This window comes from Bradyrhizobium sp. UFLA06-24 (assembly GCF_054967145.1).
Window position 1 is genome coordinate 125,201 of record NZ_JADFUE010000013.1, and the last position, 18,837, is coordinate 144,037.

Consider the following 18,837-nt stretch of genomic DNA (forward strand, 5'->3'; position numbering starts at 1 on the left):
GGGCTGCGGGATCATGGGTCAGATCACACTTCAAGGCGTGCAGAAATCGTTCGGCCCGGTGCACATCATCAAGGGCGCGGATCTCGACATCGCCAACGGCTCCTTTGTCGTCTTCGTCGGTCCCTCCGGCTGCGGCAAGACCACGCTGCTGCGGTTGATCGCCGGGCTCGAGGACGTCACCGGCGGCGCCATCCTGATCGACGGCAAGAACGTGGTCGACACGTCGCCCGCAAAGCGCGGGCTGTCGATGGTGTTCCAGTCCTATGCGCTCTATCCGCATATGAGCGTTCGCGGCAATATCGGCTTCGGCCTGAGGATGGCGGGATTGCCCAAGGACGAGATCAACCGCAAGGTCGAGGCCGCCGCCGCGACGCTGAACCTCACGCCCTATCTCGATCGCAAGCCGCGCGAACTCTCCGGCGGCCAGCGCCAGCGCGTCGCGATCGGGCGGGCCATCGTGCGCGAGCCCAAGGCATTCCTGTTTGACGAGCCGCTCTCCAATCTCGACGCCGCGCTGCGCGTGCAGATGCGCATCGAGGTGACCCGGCTCCAGAAGCAGCTCGGCACCACCGCGATCTACGTCACCCACGATCAGGTCGAGGCCATGACTATGGCCGACAAGATCGTCGTGCTCAACGCGGGCAAGATTGAGCAATACGGCTCGCCTCTGGAGCTCTACGAGCGGCCCAACAACCTGTTCGTGGCCGGCTTCATCGGTTCGCCCAAGATGAATTTCGTGACGGGCGATAGCGCCGCGCAGCAGGGCGCCGCGACGATCGGCGTTCGGCCAGAGCACCTGAAGATCGAGCGCGACGCCTCGGGCGGCTGGCAGGGCACGATCTCGGTGGCCGAGCATCTCGGCAGCGACACCTTCCTCTATGTCGATGCCGGACCGCTCGGGATGTTGACTGCACGCTATATCGGCGAATTGAGCTTGCATGCCGGCGACCGCGTGTCGCTGGTGCCGGATCCCGCGCGCATTCACCGCTTCGACGCGAACGGCAATGCGATCAGAAACTGATAAGAAACGGAAGCACGACCATGTACCTGGAAAAATTCAAGCTGAGCGGCAAGACCGCCTTCGTCACCGGCGGCGGGCAGGGCATTGGGCTGGCCTGCGCCGAAGCTCTGGCGGAGGCCGGCGCAAAGGTGATCATCGGCGACCGCGACAGCAAGGTGGCCGGCGATGCCACTACCAGCATGAAGGCGAAGGGTTTTGACATCGAGACCGCGATCATGGACGTCACCGATACCAAGCGCGTCGCGGAGGTTGCCAACAATCTGGTCGCCCGTCACGGCAAGGTCGATATCCTGGTCAACAACGCTGGTATCGCCCGCAGCGAGACGCCGGCGGAGACCGTGACCGACGAGCATTGGCTGAACGTCATCGACGTCAATCTCAACGGCACCTTCTGGTGCTGCCGCGAGTTCGGCAAGCACATGCTCAAGGCTGGTAGCGGTGCCATCGTCAATGTCGGCTCGATGTCGGGCTTCATCGTCAACAAGCCGCAGGAGCAGTGCTTTTACAACGCCTCCAAGGCCGGCGTGCATCATCTGACCAAGTCGCTGGCCGCCGAATGGGGCGCGCGTGGCATCCGCGTCAATGCGGTGGCGCCGACCTATATCGAGACGCCGCTCAACGCTTTCGTGAAGAGCAACCCGAAAATGTACGACGCCTGGATCGGTGGAACTCCGATGGCGCGGATGGGGCAGGTCGAGGAAATCGCCTCGGTCGTCCTGTTCCTGGCCTCTGAGGCTGCGAGCCTGATGACCGGCAGCATCGTGCTGGTGGATGGCGGCTACACTTGCTGGTAGACTTGCCGTCAAAATTGACGGAAGTGACCGGGAGTGGCAATGCCGCGAGCGTATATCGGCGTCGACGTAGGGACCACGAGCACGCGGGCAGGGGTGTTTGACGAGGCGGGAACGCTGCTTGCGACCGCCAGGCATCCGATCCGGATCTGGCATGAGGCAGGCGACATCGTCGAACAATCGTCCGAGGACATCTGGCAAGCCTGTGTCAGATCAGTGCGCGCGGCGATAGCGGAAGCGGCGATTGCGCCCGACACGGTCGCCGGCATCGGCTTCGATGCGACCTGTTCTCTGGTTGTCCTCGATAGGCAAGGCGAGCCGCTCACGGTCAGCACCTCCGGCGAAGCACAGCGCAACGTCATCGTCTGGATGGATCATCGTGCCACTGCGGAAGCGCGGCTGATCAACGAGACCGCCGACGACGTACTGCGCTATGTTGGCGGTTCGATCTCGCCCGAGATGGAGATGCCGAAGCTGTTGTGGCTGAAGCGGCACTTGCGCGCGAACTTCGACGCTGCCGGGCATTTCTTCGATCTGGCGGATTATCTGACCTGGCGCGCCACCGGCTCGCTGCAGCGCTCGACCTGCACCGTCACCTGCAAATGGAACTATCTCGCCCATGACGGCGGTGGCTGGAGCGCGCCGTTTTTCAAGCGCATCGGCCTGTCTGATTTCGTCAGTGAAAAATATGCTCGTATCGGCACCGAAATCGTTGCCCCGGGCACGCGGCTCGGCGCCGGTCTCATCCGCGCCGCCGCCGCTGATTTCGGCCTGTCCGCCGGTACGCCGGTCGGCGCCTCCTTGATCGACGCCCACGCCGGCGGCATCGGTGCGATCGGCGGCCGTGACGGATCGCGCGGGACGACAGATGTCACCGATCGCCTCGCCTACATCATGGGAACTTCTGCCTGCATCATGGCGACGACGAAGGAGCCATGCTTCGTGCCCGGCGTCTGGGGACCTTATTATTCCGGCATGGTGCCGAACTTCTGGCTCAACGAGGGCGGCCAGTCCGCCGCGGGCGCGGCGATCGACCATCTCCTGAAGTCGCATCCGGGCCACACCGATGCGGGCGCCGCTGCGCGCAGCGAGGGCGTCGATCTCATCGAGTTTCTCGAGCGCCGCATCATCGCGCGCGCCGGCGATGCCAGCCGCGCCGCGCTGCTCGCGCGCGACGTCCACGTGCTTCCTGAGTTCATTGGCAATCGCTCGCCCTATGCCGACCCTGACACCCGCGCGGTGATCGCGGGTCTCGATCTCGACACCGACATCGGCTCGATGGAGCGGCTGTTCGTCGCAGGTCTTTGCGGGCTCGCCTACGGGCTCGCCGAGGTGATCGAGGCCTTTGCAGCGCATGGCGTGCATGCCGGCATCATGATCATGGGAGGCGGCGCGAGCCGCAGCCCCCTTGTGCGGCAGATCATGGCTGACACGACCGGGCTGACGGTCGCGCTGCCACAAACCAGAGAGCCCGTGTTGCTAGGCGCTGCGATGCTAGGTGCCGTCGCCGGCGGCGCCTATGCCTCGATCGGCGAGACCATGGCAAACATGTCGGCGCTCGGACGCAAGAGCGAGCCGACCACGCCCGACATGGCCGCGTTTCACACCAGGAAACGTGAGGTGTACAAGCTGTTGCGCGAAGTGGATCGGGGCAGCCGCGCGGCGATGCGCGACATCGCCAAGAGTTAGAAGGATAAGTTGAACAAGATGCTGATTTCTTGCGGCGATGCGTTGATCGATTTCGTGCCGACGAAGAGCGCCGACGGCCGCGAAGCCGTGATGCCGGCGGTCGGCGGCTCCTGCCTCAACGTCGCGATCGGCATTGCGCGGCTCGGCGCGCCGACCGCTTTCGTCGGCGGCATCTCGACCGACCTGTTCGGACGCATGATCGCAGATCACGCCGCTGCGTCGAACGTCGCGCTTGATCTCGCCACCCGCAGCGATCACCAGACCACGCTCGCCTTCGTCCGCATCGTCGCCGGCGAGTCGCATTACGCCTTTTATGACGCCGACACCGCGACGCGGAACTGGACTTTTCGGCGCGGGAGCATTCCCTTCGATACCGTGGCAGCTGTGCATGTCGGCTCGACCACGCTGGTCAACGACCAGGGGGCAGCCGAAACGAGGGCCCTGATTGCGGAGGCGAGGGCGTCGTCGACGATCTCCTTCGATCCGAACTGCCGGCCCAACCTCGTCAAGGACAAGCCGGCCTATCTCGCGCGCATGGCCGAATTCGCAGGCCACGCCGATCTTATGAAGATGTCGGACGTCGACTTCGGCTATCTGTTCGGCGAGGAGCCGTATCAGCAGCGCGCGGACGCACTGCTGAGGCACGGCCCGAGCCTCGTCGTCATTACCCGCGGCAACAATGGCGCCGTCGCCTGGCACGCGAAGGCCGGGCAGATCGCGGTCGAGGCGCCGAAGGTCACAGTGGCCGACACCATCGGCGCCGGTGACAGCTTTCAGGCCGCGCTGCTGTTCGCCCTGCACAAGCAGGGCCGTCTTGCCCGGCAGCATCTGAAGGACATCAGTACTGAGGAGCTCCGCCGCGCGCTGTCCTTTGCCGCTAATTGTGCCGGCCTGACCTGCACCCGCGCGGGTGCCGATCCGCCCTGGAGCCACGAGATCGGCTGGAGCTGGTAGTCTCGTCACAGCCGCGCCACAACTTTTTCGGCGCATTTTACAAATCTGGGGATCAGCGGGCTCTCCGAGTCCCGCCGCCAGCACACCGCGATGTCGATGGAATCGGTCGCATCGCGCAGCGGCCGGAATACGATGCCGCGCGGTGCGCCGAGCTTGGCGCACGCCGGCAGGATCGCAAAGCCTTCGCCGGCGAGAACAAGGCTCATCGCCGAATGTGCTGTCTCGACCCTACTTGCGATCGGCATCACGATCTGATGCCGCCGCAGCAGGGCCGCCACCGCGGAGGACGCGGGGTCCCGCTCCGGCGGCGGCAGCGCAATTAACGGACGGCCTTGCAAACGCGCCATCGGTACGGCGCCGAGCCGCGCCAGCGGCGAGCGATTCGGCATCGCCAGCATCAAGCGTTGCGCACCGATCCGCGCGACCTGAATCTCGGGATGGTGGATTGCCGGCATGCACAGCGCCACCGTGACGCTGCGGTCGAGCAGCCGCGCCTCGCGTGTCGATGCGCTGAGATCGACGAAATCGAGGTCGACGCCGGGAATGGATCGCCGCAGCTCGGGGATCAGCCGTGGCAGCACGGCATTCGCCAGCACGAACATGTAGCCGACGGAGATCCGCCCGCGACGACCGGCCGCGACCGCGCGTGCTGCCTCGATGCCATCGGCAGCCAGCGCCAGCGCCTCGCCGGCACGCGCCAGCAGGGCCTGGCCCGCGTCCGTCAGGTCCATGCCGCGCGTGCCGCGGTGGAACAGCGGCGCGCCGACCTCGGCTTCGAGCTTGCGGATCTGGACGGAGAGTGGCGGCTGCGCCATCCGCAGCCGTTCGGCCGCCTTGCCGACGCTGCGCGTCTCGGCCACGGCGACGAAATAGCGAAGACGGCGAAGATCCATAGGCATACCGAAAACGTATGGGCTAATCGTCAAAAACGTATTGGACGCCGAGTTAACAAAACTGTCATTCTCGTTGTCAATGCATTGGGCCGACGAGGGCCCGTTTCGGAGCATGATCTGACGATGAACGGCGATCCCTGCCTGCTCTCCGCAACCGAACTGCGTGGCCTGATTGCGAACAAGCAGATCTCTCCCGTCGAAATCACCGGCGCCGTGCTCGCGCGCGCCGAGGCGCTCCAGCCGAAGCTGAACTGCTTCATCACGCTCTGCGGCGACGAGGCGATGGCAGCGGCGCGTGAGGCCGAGCGCAAAATGATGGCCGGCGAACCGCTCGGCCTGCTGCATGGGCTTCCCGTGACGGTCAAGGACATCGTCAATACAAAGGGTGTGAGGACCACCTTCGGCGCCGTTCCTTACAAGGACAATGCGCCCACTGAAGACGCCGTCGCGGTGGCGAAGCTGCGCGCGGAAGGCGCGATCCTGATCGGCAAGACGACGACGCCGGAATTCGGCAGCAAGTGCTTGACTGATTCACCGTTGTTCGGCCGCACCCGCAACGCCTGGAGTGCGGAGCGGTCTTCCGGCGGCTCCAGCGGCGGTGCGGCCGTTGCGGTGGCGAGCGGCATCGCGCCATTGGCGATCGCGACCGATGGCGGCGGCTCGACCCGCATCCCCGCCGCCTGCAACGGCGTCGTGGGGTTGAAGCAGAGTAACGGCGTAATCGCGCACAGCCAGGCGCTCGACGCGTTCGGCAACCAGACCTATGTGACGCCGACCACGCGCACCGTCGCCGACACCGCCTTAATGATGCAGGCTATGGCGGGCGAGGATGCCTGCGATCCCTGGTCGATCGGCGTGCCCGTGCCTGACTACATCGGCACCGCCGCGCCACGCGGCGATCTGCGTGGGTATAAGATTCTGTTCTGCGCCTCGCCTCCGGGGCGCCCTGTGTCGTCGGATGTCGCGACTGCCTTCAAGGCGAGCCTCGACCGGCTCGCGAATCTCGGCGCCGAGCTCGAGGAATTTTCCGGCGAGGGTTACGATGTCGAGCCGATCTGGCGCGCCATCAACCACACCGTCTGGCGCTCGCGCTTTTCAAAGCTGGTCGCCGAGCATGGCGACGCCCTCAGCGAAGCCTTCTGCAAGCAGATCGCGCTGGCGAGCAATGTCAGCGGCGTCGACTATCAGGAGGCGATGTTCGCGCGCACGGCGTTGTTCCGTCGCGTACAATCCTTGCTGGCGCGCGGGCACCTCCTGGCAATGCCGACCATCACCCGCACCGCGCTCCCGATCGACCAAGACCTGTTCGGCAGCATCGAGATCGATGGCCAGCAGTTTGACAGCGTCCGGCCGCACTGGTTCCCCTGGACCATGCCGTTCAACATGACCGGCCATCCCGCGATCAGTCTGCCCTGCGGGTTTGGCCGCGACGGCCTGCCGATCGGGCTCCAGCTCGTCGGCCGTTTTCGCCGTGACGCGGAATTGCTGCGCATCAGTGCGCTGTTCGAAGCCTCGAATGACCTTCGCTCCCGCTGGCCGGCTTAGGGGGCCGGCGATGGCAGCAAAAGGCTTGCGTCGGGCGTCCGGACATGTAGATCGTGCCCTGATGAGCTCTGAACCCGACCGCGCATGAGCGTATTTGTCCTTCGACGTGTCCTGACATTGCTGGCGACGCTGGTCGGCGCATCCGTGATCATTTTCCTGGTGCTGGATGCGCTGCCGGGCAATGCCGCGCAGATGCTGATGGGCGCCGATGCCTCTGCCGATGCAGTGCGTGCGCTCACCGTCAAGCTCGGGCTCGATCAGCCGCTGGCGGTCCGTTATCTGCAATGGATCAAGGGCCTCCTCGTCGGCGATCTCGGCAATTCCTACGTCTACGGTACGCCGGTTTTTAGCCTGATCGCGGAGCGGCTGGTGCTGACCATTCCGCTCGCGATCATGTCGATGCTGATCACCGTGGTGCTGGCGCTCTCGGCCGGCATCTACACCGCCGCCAACCACAACAAGCTCGGCGACGTCGGCGTGATGTCGCTGACGCAAATCGGCATCGCGCTGCCGAACTTCTGGTTCGCCATTCTCCTGGTCCTGCTGTTCGCCGTGCGGCTGCAATGGCTCTCCGCCGGGGGCTTTGCCGGTTGGGATGACGGCATCTGGCCAGGGCTCAAATCGCTGCTGCTGCCGTCGATCTCGCTTGCGGTGGTGCAGGCCGCGATCCTCGCCCGTGTGACGCGGTCGGCCGTGCTCGACGTTCTGCGCGAAGATTTCGTCCGCACCGCGCGCGCGAAAGGGCTCGGCAAGCGCGAGGTGTTGTGGAGCCATGTGCTGCGCAACGCCATGATCCCCGTGATGACGGTGATGGGCCTGCAATTCGCGAATCTGCTCGCCGGCACCATCGTGATCGAGAACGTGTTCTATCTGCCCGGTCTCGGCCGGCTGATCTTCCAGTCGATTGCCAACCGCGACCTGATCGTGGTGCGCAACTGCGTCATGTTGCTGGCAGCCATGGTCGTCATCGTCAATTTCGTGGTCGACGTGCTCTATGCCTTCATCGACCCCCGCATCAAGGTGCACGACTTGTGAGCGCGCAGCTTTCCACGCCCGTTGACGCGCCGGTCGCAACAAGCCCCTTGCCGGCGCGAACGTTCTGGCGACGTGCCCTGCGCCATCGCAGCTTCGTGCTGGGCGGTGCGCTTAGCCTGCTGGTGGTTGCCTCGGCGCTGCTTTCGCTGGTGTGGACGCCCTGGTCGCCCTACGAGATCGACATCGCCTCGAAGCTGCGGCCGCCATCGGCGGCACACTGGCTCGGCACCGATTCCTTTGGCCGCGACATCGTCTCGCTGCTGCTCGCCGGCGCGCGTTCCACCATCCTGGTCGGCATCATCGCGGTCAGCATCGGTCTCACCTTCGGCGTCTGCCTCGGCCTGATCGCCTCGGCCAAGCGCGGCTGGACCGAAGAGATCATCATGCGCTTTTCCGATTTCACCTTCGCCTTTCCGGCCGTGCTCTCGGCGATCATGCTCGCCGCGGTCGCAGGGCCGGGCATGGTTACCTCGATCGTTGCGATCGGCATTTTCCAGATCCCGACCTTGACCCGGCTGACGCGCGGCTCGGCCAATGCGATCTGGGCGCGCGAATTCGTGCTGGCGGCGCGCGCCTCGGGCAAGGGCGCCTTCCGCATCACCATCGAGCATGTGCTGCCGAACATCCTGTCGATCCTGATCGTGCAGGCGACGATCCAGTTTGCGCTCGCGATCCTCGCTGAAGCCGCGCTGTCCTATCTCGGTCTCGGCACCCAGCCGCCGCAGCCGTCCTGGGGCCGCATGCTGAACGACGCGCAGACCATGCTGTTCCAGTCGCCGATGCTTGCGGTCTATCCCGGTGCCGCGATTGCGATTGCGGTGCTCGGTCTCAATCTGCTCGGCGACGGCTTGCGTGATCTGCTGGATCCCAAGTTGGCGCGGGAGCGGTGACGATGGCTGATCCCGCGACCATGCCGCTGATCGAGGTCGACAATCTCGGCGTCCGTCTCAACACCAGCCGCGGCCCGGCGCAGGCCGTGCGCGGCGTCAGCTTTGCGTTGAAGCGTGGCGAGACGCTCGGGCTCGTCGGCGAATCCGGCTGCGGCAAGTCGGTCACGGCGCTATCGTTGATGGGGCTGTTGCCTGAGAGCGCTGTTATCACCGGCAGCATCAAGCTTGACGGCAGCGAGCTCGCGCGGCTTCCGGATGCCGACTACTGCAAGCTGCGCGGCAACCGCATCAGCATGATCTTCCAGGAGCCGATGACGGCGCTGAATCCGATGCACACGATCGGCCATCAGGTCGCTGAGCCGCTGCGACGGCACAAGGGATATTCGGCCGCGCAGGCGCGAAAAGAAGCGATCGCCTTGCTCGACCGCGTCGGGCTGCCCGATCCGGCGAGGCGCGTCGACGCCTATCCGCACCAGTTCTCCGGCGGCCAGCGCCAGCGCGTCACCATTGCCATGGCGCTTGCCTGCGAGCCGGATCTGTTGATCGCGGACGAGCCGACCACCGCACTCGACGTCACCATCCAGGGCCAGATCCTCGATCTCATCGCCGATCTCGTCGAGGAGCGCGGCATGTCGATGATCCTGATCTCGCACGATCTCGGCGTCATTGCCGAGAACGTGCAGCGCATGATGGTGATGTATGGCGGCACCGTGGTCGAGAGCGGGCCTACCGATGAAGTGTTCCGCCGCATGGGACATCCCTATACGCAAGGCCTGTTTCGCGCCCGCCCGAAACTCGGCGCGCGCAAGGGGACGCGGCTGAGGACGATCTCGGGCACGGTGCCGGAGCTCGCCGATCTGCCGGTGGGGTGCACCTTCGCCGATCGATGTCCGCTCGCGATCGATGCGTGCCGGGCGGCGCTGCCGCCGATGGTGGAGGTCGGCCCCCGACACGGCGCGCGTTGCATTAGGACCGATGTCTCCATGGCTGCGAATGTCGGGGCGTTATCCGCATGAGCGCAGCACCTCTTCTTGACGTCAAAGATCTCGAGCAGCGCTACACGTTGCCGCGCGAAAGCCTGTTCCGTCCGCCCGGCGAGGTGCGCGCGCTCAACGGCGTCAGTGTGCAGGTCCAGGCCGGCAAGAGCCTCGGCATCGTCGGCGAATCCGGCTCGGGCAAGTCGACCTTTGCGCGCGTCGTGATGGCGCTGGAACGGCCGACGGCGGGAGAGGTCACGCTGCTCGGCCGCGATCTCAACCGCATCTCGCCCGATGAACTGCGTCGCGCGCGGCGCGATTTCCAGATGGTGTTCCAGGATCCCTATGGATCGCTCGATCCGCGCCAGACCATTGCGCGCATCGTCGCCGAGCCGCTCACCGTGCTCGACGATGCCGACCGCACGACGTTCCGCGCCCGGGTCGCCGCGGTGTTGAAGCAGGTCGGCCTGCGAGACGCGGACATGGACAAGTATCCGCATGAGTTCTCCGGCGGCCAACGCCAGCGCATCGCGATCGCGCGCGCGCTGATCACCCAACCAAAACTGATCGTCGCGGACGAGCCGGTCTCCGCGCTCGACGTCTCCGTGCAGGCGCAGGTCCTGAACCTGATGCAGGACCTCCAGGAGCAGTTCGGCCTCAGTTACATCCTGATCAGCCACGACCTTGCCGTGGTCGACTATCTCTGCGACGAGGTTGCGGTGATGTATCTCGGCCGGGTCGTGGAGCAGGGGCGGCCGGAGGATTTGTTCGAGCGCTGCGCCCATCCCTATACGCGGGCACTGCTGGATGCCGTGCCGCGGGCACGTGCCGGTGGAGACCGGCGCCGGCGCGGCGCCCAGGTAATCGCTTCGCAATCGGCGGCAGCCAGCGGATGCCCCTATGTGGCGCGCTGTCCGCTCGCCGACCAGCATTGTCGGGAAGTGCCGCCCCTGCTACGCAGAGTGGGCGAGGGACACCTTGTCGCCTGCCACAAGGCGGAGGCGGTGATGGCATTGCCGCAGCCGGCCATGGAGGGTTAATGTCGGCGACAGGATTGGCGTAGTCCTAAGAGACAGAAGAAGGCCGGGGAGTTCAGGCATGTTGAAGAAGCTATCGATCGTCGCTTTTGCCGCAGCATTGGCTGCGGCGCCGCTGCCGGTGCTGGCGCAGGGCAAGAAGGATAGCGTCGTCGTGGGCATGACGCTGGAGCCGCCGGGGCTCGATCCCACCAACGCCGCGGCTGCCGCCATCGCTGAGGTCACGCTCTACAACATCTACGAGACCCTGACCAAGATCAACGAGGACGGCTCGGTCGCGCCGCTGCTGGCCGAGAGCTGGACCGCCTCGCCCGACCTGAAGACCTATACGTTCAAGCTGCGCAAGGGCGTCAAATTCCAGAACGGCGAAGCCTTCGATTCCGCCGCCGTGAAGTTCTCCTACGAGCGCAACGCGGCCGCGAACAGCACCAACAAGGACAAGAGCCTGTTCCAGGCTTTCGAGAAGGTCGATGCGCCCGACGCCGGCACGGTCGTGATCACCCTGAAGAACTCCGAGCCGAACCTGCCGTTCCTGCTCGGGCAGGCGAGCGCCTCGATCGTCGAGCCGAAAAGCGCGGCGACCAACGTGACGCAGCCGGTCGGCACCGGGCCCTATCAGTTAGGGGCCTGGGCCAAGGGCTCGTCGATCACGCTGAACAAATGGGCCGACTATCGCAACGCATCCGCGATCAAGCTGTCGAAAGTGACGATCCGCTTCATCTCCGATCCAGCCGCGCAGGCCGCGGCGCTGCTCTCGGGTGACGTGGACGCGTTTCCGCGCATCGCAACCCGCGTCGTCGCTCAATTCAAGGCTGACCCGCGCTTTACCGTGCTGATCGGCGGTTCGAAGGCCAAGACCATCGTGGCCATCAACGAAAAGAAGAAGCCGCTCGACGACGTCAGGGTACGCCGCGCCATCCTCGCCGCCATCGACCGGAAGGCACTGATCGACGGAGCAGCCGAAGGTTTCGGCACGCCGATCGGCAGCTTCTACACGCCGGGCTCGCTTGGCTATGTCGACACCACGGGCATCAATCCCTACGACCCCGAGAAGGCGAAGAAGCTGCTGGCTGAGGCCGGCATCACCACGCCGCTCGAGCTCAGCCTGAAGCTGCCGCCGCCGCCTTACGCACGGCAGGGCGGCGAGATCGTCGCAGCCCAGCTCGCCAAGGTCGGCATCGTCGCCAAGATCGAGAACGTCGAGTGGGCGCAGTGGCTGTCGCAGGTGTTCGCGCCCAACGGGCCGCACAATTACGACCTGACCATCGTCTCCCATGTCGAGCCGTTCGACCTCGTCAAGCTGACCGAGCCGGACTTCTATCTCGGCTACAACAACGAAGCGTTCAACGCGCTCTACAAGCAGATCGTCGCGACGCCCGACGAGGCCGGCCGTGCAAAACTGCTCGGCGATGCCCAGAAGATGCTGGCGACCGATGCGGTGGCCGGCTTCCTGTTCCAGCCGCAATGGCCGACCGTCATCAGCAAGAAGCTGAAGGGCGTCTGGAAGGAAGTCCCGCAGTTCGAGAACGACTTCTCAGCCTGGTCCTGGGAGTAGGGTCGTCGCTCAAGTCAAATCGGCCGCCCGCGATTATGACCTCTCCCCGTCGGGGAGAGGTCATTTGTTTTGAGCCCATTCAAACGAAATCTGCAAAACAACCCCATGCACAGTAGCCGAGCCTGGTTCCTCCAAGACTTGCCCGGAGAGCTCGGCGTCCCCACGCAAATTCGCGCTCGATTTGACCCGTCGGGCAAAACACTGGCATGATGGCACGATCGGTAATTCCGAAACCGTGGCCCCGTGACGCGGCTGCTTGGCGTGAGCGCGGTGGCGCACCGTTCGAAAACGATGCGCCGCTTGCTCGTTCAGGCTGCCTTCGCGTTGATGCCGCCGATCCAGTTGCGCGCCAGCGTCACGTCGGCCTGCGATAGCTGATGGCCTGCCGGCAGAACCTTGTGATCCACATGCGCACCTGCTTCCGACAACAGCGCTGCGAGACGCGCCGAGTTGCTTGCCGGCACGATCGGATCGGCTTGCCCTGACAGCAGCAGCACGTGCTTGCCGCCAAGCTCCGCTTTCGGCGGATCCGACAGCGGCACCATCGCACGCAGCAGCACCGCACCTGACAGTATGTCCGGCTTCAGCAGCAACAGCGCGGCGGCGATGTTGGCACCGTTGGAAAAGCCGACCGCAACGGGCGCAGCAATGCCGTAGCGCTTCTGCGCCTCCGCGATGAACTCGCCAAGCTCGAGCGCACGCTGGCGGACATCGTCCTCGTCGAATACCCCTTCGGCGAGTCGGCGGAAGAAGCGCGGCATGCCGTGCTCGAGCACGCGGCCGCGCGGCGAGAGCAGCGCCGAGCCTGGCGAGATCATCCTGCCGAGCCCGAGCAGGTCGTTCTCGTCGCCGCCGGTGCCGTGGAGCAGCAATAGCGGAGGAGAGCCCGCGTCGCGCGCGGGCTCGAAACGATGGATGAAGTCGGTCATGACGCGGTCTCTTCGAGGCTCGGCAGAACGCCCTCGATCTGCTTGCGATGCGGCTCGAGGAAGCTGGGCAGCTTCAGGTCCCGTCCGAGCGTCGCGACGGGTTCGTCGACGGCGAAGCCGGGGATATCAGTCGCGATCTCGAACAGCACGCCGCCGGGCTCGCGGAAGTAGATCGAGCGGAAGTAGTTGCGATCCCGCTGCTCGGTCGGGTGCAGGCCGTGATCGCTGACGAGCCTCTCGGCCATCTTGCCCTGCTCGGCATCATCGGCCGCACGAAAGGCGATGTGATGGACGGAGCCGCCGCCCTGATGGCCGCGCAGAAAGCCCTTGGCCTCGTAGATGTCGACGACGCTGCCTTCGGCATCGCCCGGCGCCTTGAAGCGGATCACCGAGCCTTCGCGGCCGGTCTCCTTGAAGCCGAGCACGTCGGTGAGGACGGAAGCCGTCTTCGCGGCGCTGTCGAGCAGCAGGGTCACGCCGTGGAATCCTCGGATCGCGTGCTCGGCCGGCACCTCGCCATTGCTCCAGCCCGGCTCGTTCTCGGCGCCGGGGATGCCGACGAGCGCGAGCGCCATACCGTCAGGATCGGTGAACGGCAGCACGGATTCGCCGAAGCGCTTTTCCAGCGCCTCGTAGGCGACGCCCTTCTCGGTAAAGCGCTGGGTCCAATAGCCGAGCGAGCGCTGCGGCACGCGGAAGGCGGTCTGATGGGTCTCACCGACGCCGCGGCGCCCGGGGGACACGCCGGCCCAGGGGAAGAAGGTCAGGATGGTGCCGGGGCGGCCGGTCTCGTCGCCATAGTAGAAGTGATAGGTGCCGGGATCGTCGAAATTGACCGTCTTCTTGACGAAGCGCAGGCCGAGATCCCTGGTGTAGAAGCCGAAATTGCGGATGGGGTCGCCGGCAATCGCGGTGACATGGTGCAGTCCAGACATTGTCGTCCTCCTGGTCGTGGGGAGCGGTCTTGCTCTGGCGGAAATATTGTTCCGCTTTGGATTGAAGACAATCCGTGCAAATATGACGGCTATGTCTACGATTTGGAAACAATCGCCAGGGCGGGCCCTTGGATAAGGTCGCCAGCCTCCGGGCCTTCGTGAAGGTGGTCGAAAGCGGCAGCTTTGCCGAAGCCGGGCGGCAGCTGCGCCTGTCGCGCTCGGCGATCAGCAAATACATCGCCGACCTCGAGGAGAGCCTGGGCGTCCAGCTCCTGAACCGGACCACCCGCCACGCCAGCCCAACCGAAAACGGCCAGCGCTATTTCGAGCGCGCGGTGGTGATCCTCTCGGAGATCGAGGCCGCCGACCAGGCGGTGACGCAGGCCCAGTCGGCGCCGCGTGGACTGCTCCGCGTCAACGCGCCGATGTCGTTCGGCACGATGCAGCTCGGGCCCGTGCTCGCCGATTTCATGGCGCGCTATCCGGAGCTTCAGCTCCAGATCGTGCTCAGCGACGATTTGCTCGATCCCGTCCAGGACGGCTTTGATGTGACGCTGCGGATTGCGGATTTGGAATCGTCGAGCTTGATCGCGCGAAAAATCATGCCGGTGCCGCGCATGATCTGCGCCTCGCCCGGTTATCTCGCGTATCACGGGTCGCCAAGGCATCCGCAGGATCTGCGCGAGCATGTCTCGCTCACTTACGGCTTCCTGCTGACGGGCAATCAGTGGAAGCTGTCCGGCCGCGATGGCGATCACTGGATCCAGCCGTCCTGGTCGCTCTGCGTCAACAATGCCGAGGTGCTGCGCGATGCCGCGATCAAGGGCAGGGGCCTCGCGCTACTGCCCGAGTTCATCGCCGCGGATGCGTTGAAGAAGGGTGAACTGCAGATCGTTCTGGACGATTATTCCGCGCCGCCGCTGGCGCTCTATGCGGTCTATCCGCCGACGCGGCATCTGTCAGTGAAGGTGCGGCTGTTCATCGATTTTCTGGTCGAGCGCTTTGGGCGGGAGGATGAAGCGGGCGTGCGGAGGTGGTGAAGTTGCCGCGTAGAATCGTTGTGCAGCCACCCTGTCGATGTCCGCGGGATCCCAAACAGCAGTGGAGAACGGGGCCAGCGTGAGGCCGAAATTTCCGCCGCACGACGTTCCTGAAGGCTCCCCAAGTGCGCACCGAGATGGTTGCCGCGCTTATTAGGCCGATCGTCTTTCAGTATCTGACTGAGGTCAAGGATGGAATCGTTGCAAATGCTGCCACGGCGACTGTGACTGCTTCGGGCGTTCTGCTTGGATACGGCTTCAAGGCACTGCTTGGGCTATAAGCTCGTAGCTCGTGGGACGAGTCGAGCCCTTGCGAAACCCTCTCTCTCGATCACCGCTCGTCGATGACATCGGTCGTATCCATGCATTTCAGGAGACGTCGCGCGAAGCATCCGCGCGGGACCAACGTCGTGACGATACGCAGTCATGGCACGAACCTACGCGAAATAATTGCGGTAGCTTTCGCAAACAATCCTACGCGCCGACGGGCGAACCCTACTTCAGGCTGATGAACCGCGATGGACCCGGCACCATTGTTTTCTTGAGATCTGCGACCAGGGGCGCAGCATCAGGCTGCAAAAGCTCGGCCCTGGTCGCGAGCAGGCGCATGATCTCCCAATCCTGCTTCGCAAGCGAATATCGGAGCGGCTCGATGCGTTCCTTATAGAACTGCAGGAACAGCGATCGGGCGGTCGGATCCTTGAGCCGATGGCCGGGCACTTCGGCATTGACGTCGAGGAGTTCTGCGGCGAGCGCCTTTTGCAGCAGCTCCAGGGCTCGCGCGCTCAGAGGGTTGGGGCCATCGTCCCTGTAGCCGGCACTGCTGACGGCATCGAGAAAGGCCCAGGCCTGGTCTGGCTCAAGCGGATGCGGTCCAGCGATGCGCTTGTCGATATCATCGGCCCATCCCTGCATTTCGCGCGCAAACGTCTGCTCGCGGCGCTCTGCTTGCGCCTGGCTTGCAACGTGCTCGGCGGTACGGCGCTCCTTCTGAACCGTTTGCGGCACAAATCCGGACAGCGCCGTCAACGCGACCAGGACAAGCGCCAGTGTCGTGCCCCGCGTCGTCGCGGCAGGAACCCGCCAACAGAGCGCGAGGACGGCAGCCGTGAGCACGGCAATCGTGACGAGAGCAGCAAGCGTCAGGCGATCGAGCTCGGCGGCCCCCTCCAGGAGCAGGTTGTCCAACCTGAAACGGATGACATTGAACGCGCTCGCGAACGCGACGACGATTTGGAGGGCAGGAAGAGGCCAGCGCATGGCGATCTGTCGTTGCAAAATGTCCCGCCGGAAACATCGATGGGTGCTTTCCGACGACCTACTCGCATGGAAGGCACCGGTGCGTGATACCTCGCGGTCTGAGGCTGAGGTTTTCATTTGACGCGGACAGCGCAAGCAAGGTTCATTTGGGCTGTACGCTAGCCGTGAAGCTGCGCGTTGAGCCCGCCCCAATTGCCTTTGCGTCTTGTTGCCTCGAGAGCGCCGCTCTGCGAATTGCGACGGAAGAGCAGGCCTCTTTCGCCGGACAGCTCCTTGGCTTTCACGACCCGCCCATCTTCCAACAGGATGCGCGCGCCTGCCGTGACGTAACAGCCGGCTTCGACGATGCAATCGTCACCCAGTGAAATGCCGATGCCGGCGTTGGCTCCGATCAGGCAGCGCTCACCGACCGTGATCTTCTCTTTTCCGCCTCCCGAAAGCGTCCCCATGATCGACGCGCCGCCGCCGATGTCGCTGCCGCTTCCCACCACCACGCCGGCGCTGATGCGCCCCTCGACCATGCAGGGACCGAGCGTGCCCGCATTGAAATTGCAAAAGCCTTCATGCATGACCGTCGTGCCCGCAGCCAGATGGGCGCCGAGCCTGACGCGATCCGCATCAGCAATCCTCACATCCGCAGGCGTCACATAATCGGTCATGCGCGGAAACTTATCGATTCCCGCCACCTCGAAGGGGAGGGCACGCTTTCGCGCCAGGAGGCGCGCTTCCGGGACGCGGACGGGGTCACACGGACCTGATGTCGTCCAGGCAACGTTGGGCAACAGACCGAATATGCCGTCGAGGTTCAGGCCATTCGGCTGGACCAGCCGGTGGCTCAGCAGATGGAGCCGCAAATAGGCGTCGTGCACGTCCGTCGGTGCGGATGCGAGGGAGCCAATCTCTGTCCGGATGGCAACGATGTCGACATTGCGGATGTCGTCGTGGCGCGCATATCCGTCGGCGGACGACCCCAACGATTTGACGATCTCCTCGTTCGTGAGCCGGACCGTTGCCGCCTTGCCGTCCTCCGCAACCAGGGTCGGCTGAAGAAACCAGGAATCCAGCACGCGGCCGTCCGCGGCAATCGTCGCAAAGCCTTCGCCCCGCGCACCCTTGAGCTCCATCGCCATCTGAATTCCTCCCCCTGCAATCTTTCACGCAGTGGATACGCGAGTTCTCGCCAGGGGGAAAGCCGGGCTGAGGCGCGTCAGCCCGGCTTGTCGGCTTATTTCTTGCCGTCGAGGAACGCGCGGACCGCCTTGATGGTCGCCGCCGGGTCTTCCTCCATGAGCCAGTGGCCGGCGCCGGGAATCACCGCCTCGGTGACGTCGGTCGCCGCGTTCCGCATCACGACAGCTTCCATCTTGCCGAAGGATTTCTCGCCGCCGATGGCGAGCACGGGCATGGTCAGCTTGGTCGCGATCGCCTTCTTGTTGTCTTCGGCGTCGGTGCGGATCGCCCTGAATTGCGCGAAGGCGGCATGCATCGCGCCCGGCCGCGCATAGAGCTCTGCGTAGTGACGTCGCGTCGCTTCCGTGACTTTCGACGCCGTGCCCGCGAACTCGTTCCAGAAGCGGTCGAGATAGATGCGCTCGCGCCCCCTGACCAGCCGCTCCATGTCGGGGCCGCCGAAATCGAAGTGCCAGAGCTGCGGGCTGCGCACGATCTCGTCCCACGGCGGCACGCCGGGCACCGGGGCATCCATGACGACCAGCTTTTCGGTCAGGTCGCGGTATCGCGCCGCATAGGCATAGGCCACCATGGTGCCGATATCGTGTCCGATGACGACGGCCTTCTCGATGCCTAGCGCTTGCAAGACGCCGCGCATGTCGGCGGCCTGGGTCCATTTGTCATAGCCGCTCTCGGGCCTTGCCGAGAGGCCCATGCCGCGCAGGTCCGGCACGACCACGGTGTGGTCGCGCACAAGATCCGCGCCGAGCTTGTCCCACATGTCGCCGGTGTCGCCAAATCCGTGGATCAGGATCACGGCGGGTCCCTTGCCGCCGACGCGCACATGAATTTGCGTGCCGTTGGCCGGGACGGTCTTGACCTGGAAGGTTGACGGGAACGCCCCCTCGGCATGGGCGGCAGGCGCGAGCAGCGTGAGGAGAATGGCGAGGCATCTTGCGCGCACGGACGGCTCCTGTGATTCCTGATTTCAGTGTGCAGCCGTACCTTCCTGGGCCGGTGCGAGCATATTGTCCAGCGCCCTCGTCGACGCCGCGCGAAGCGCTGCGTCAGCAAGATACTGGATTCCTTCGCTTCGCTCGCAATGACGAGGATAGC

At 64.8% G+C, this 18,837-nt stretch carries 17 protein-coding genes; 11 read left to right on the forward strand and 6 right to left on the reverse strand.

Going from position 1 to position 18,837, the window contains the following annotated elements:
* Positions 1 to 13 precede the first annotated feature (13 nt).
* From IF809_RS13800 to IF809_RS13815, 4 genes are read left to right on the forward strand one after another with little or no spacing between them, the layout of a single operon-like run.
* Positions 14 to 1,021, forward strand: coding sequence for an ABC transporter ATP-binding protein (locus tag IF809_RS13800; RefSeq protein ID WP_128967194.1), 1,008 nt, complete (start codon positions 14 to 16; stop codon positions 1,019 to 1,021).
* A 20-nt stretch (positions 1,022 to 1,041) separates the two neighbouring features.
* Positions 1,042 to 1,815, forward strand: coding sequence for an SDR family NAD(P)-dependent oxidoreductase (locus tag IF809_RS13805; protein ID WP_128967193.1), 774 nt, complete (start codon positions 1,042 to 1,044; stop codon positions 1,813 to 1,815).
* 39 nt (positions 1,816 to 1,854) lie between these two features.
* A complete protein-coding gene (locus tag IF809_RS13810) occupies positions 1,855 to 3,501 on the forward strand; it encodes an FGGY-family carbohydrate kinase (protein WP_128967192.1) in 1,647 nt (548 codons plus the stop codon).
* A gap of 18 nt (positions 3,502 to 3,519) precedes the next feature.
* A complete protein-coding gene (locus tag IF809_RS13815; protein ID WP_128969394.1) occupies positions 3,520 to 4,455 on the forward strand; it encodes a carbohydrate kinase family protein in 936 nt (311 codons plus the stop codon).
* Between the two features lie 5 nt (positions 4,456 to 4,460).
* On the opposite strand, the gene IF809_RS13820 is transcribed toward IF809_RS13815, so the two are convergent.
* Entirely contained in the window at positions 4,461 to 5,348 is an 888-nt protein-coding gene (locus tag IF809_RS13820; RefSeq protein ID WP_128967191.1) for a LysR family transcriptional regulator, read from the reverse strand.
* A gap of 123 nt (positions 5,349 to 5,471) precedes the next feature.
* Here IF809_RS13820 and IF809_RS13825 point away from each other — a divergent pair, with 123 nt between their 5' ends.
* From IF809_RS13825 to IF809_RS13850, 6 genes are all read left to right on the forward strand, one after another.
* The gene (locus IF809_RS13825; RefSeq protein ID WP_462837831.1) at positions 5,472 to 6,893 is read left to right on the forward strand and encodes an amidase; all 1,422 of its coding nucleotides are present in this window, start codon (positions 5,472 to 5,474) and stop codon (positions 6,891 to 6,893) included.
* 84 nt (positions 6,894 to 6,977) lie between these two features.
* Positions 6,978 to 7,928 carry an ABC transporter permease gene (locus IF809_RS13830; protein ID WP_462837832.1) on the forward strand — a complete coding sequence of 317 codons (951 nt, stop codon included), beginning with the start codon at positions 6,978 to 6,980 and terminating at the stop codon, positions 7,926 to 7,928.
* A complete protein-coding gene (locus IF809_RS13835; RefSeq protein WP_128967189.1) occupies positions 7,925 to 8,818 on the forward strand; it encodes an ABC transporter permease in 894 nt (297 codons plus the stop codon). The genes IF809_RS13830 and IF809_RS13835 overlap by 4 nt, the downstream gene beginning before the upstream one ends.
* Positions 8,819 to 8,820: 2 nt before the next feature.
* Positions 8,821 to 9,834, forward strand: a complete 1,014-nt coding sequence (locus IF809_RS13840; protein WP_462837833.1) for an ABC transporter ATP-binding protein — start codon at positions 8,821 to 8,823, stop codon at positions 9,832 to 9,834.
* Positions 9,831 to 10,835: an ABC transporter ATP-binding protein gene (locus IF809_RS13845; protein WP_462837834.1), complete on the forward strand. Its 1,005-nt coding sequence runs from the start codon at positions 9,831 to 9,833 to the stop codon at positions 10,833 to 10,835. Before IF809_RS13840 ends, IF809_RS13845 begins: the two co-directional genes overlap by 4 nt.
* 58 nt (positions 10,836 to 10,893) lie before the next feature.
* Positions 10,894 to 12,387, forward strand: a complete 1,494-nt coding sequence (locus IF809_RS13850; RefSeq protein ID WP_128967186.1) for an ABC transporter substrate-binding protein — start codon at positions 10,894 to 10,896, stop codon at positions 12,385 to 12,387.
* A 308-nt stretch (positions 12,388 to 12,695) separates the two neighbouring features.
* Here the strand turns inward: IF809_RS13850 and IF809_RS13855 are convergent, their stop codons facing one another.
* Positions 12,696 to 13,316 (reverse strand): alpha/beta hydrolase, encoded by a 621-nt coding sequence (locus IF809_RS13855; RefSeq protein WP_128967185.1) that lies wholly within the window; start codon positions 13,314 to 13,316, stop codon positions 12,696 to 12,698.
* On the reverse strand, positions 13,313 to 14,251 hold the full coding sequence (locus IF809_RS13860; RefSeq protein WP_128967184.1) for a ring-cleaving dioxygenase: 939 nt from the start codon (positions 14,249 to 14,251) through the stop codon (positions 13,313 to 13,315). Before IF809_RS13860 ends, IF809_RS13855 begins: the two co-directional genes overlap by 4 nt.
* 128 nt (positions 14,252 to 14,379) lie before the next feature.
* On the opposite strand from IF809_RS13860, the gene IF809_RS13865 reads away from it, so the two are divergent.
* Positions 14,380 to 15,291 (forward strand): LysR family transcriptional regulator, encoded by a 912-nt coding sequence (locus tag IF809_RS13865; protein WP_164938771.1) that lies wholly within the window; start codon positions 14,380 to 14,382, stop codon positions 15,289 to 15,291.
* 495 nt (positions 15,292 to 15,786) lie between these two features.
* Here IF809_RS13865 and IF809_RS13870 read toward each other — a convergent pair whose 3' ends face one another.
* From IF809_RS13870 to IF809_RS13880, 3 genes are all read right to left on the reverse strand, one after another.
* Entirely contained in the window at positions 15,787 to 16,686 is a 900-nt protein-coding gene (locus tag IF809_RS13870) for a hypothetical protein (RefSeq protein WP_462837835.1), read from the reverse strand.
* 23 nt (positions 16,687 to 16,709) lie between these two features.
* Positions 16,710 to 17,681, reverse strand: a complete 972-nt coding sequence (gene dapD, locus IF809_RS13875) for a 2,3,4,5-tetrahydropyridine-2,6-dicarboxylate N-succinyltransferase (RefSeq protein WP_462837836.1) — start codon at positions 17,679 to 17,681, stop codon at positions 16,710 to 16,712.
* Positions 17,682 to 17,776: 95 nt separating this feature from the next.
* Positions 17,777 to 18,685, reverse strand: coding sequence for an alpha/beta fold hydrolase (locus IF809_RS13880; RefSeq protein WP_462837837.1), 909 nt, complete (start codon positions 18,683 to 18,685; stop codon positions 17,777 to 17,779).
* Positions 18,686 to 18,837 lie beyond the last annotated feature (152 nt).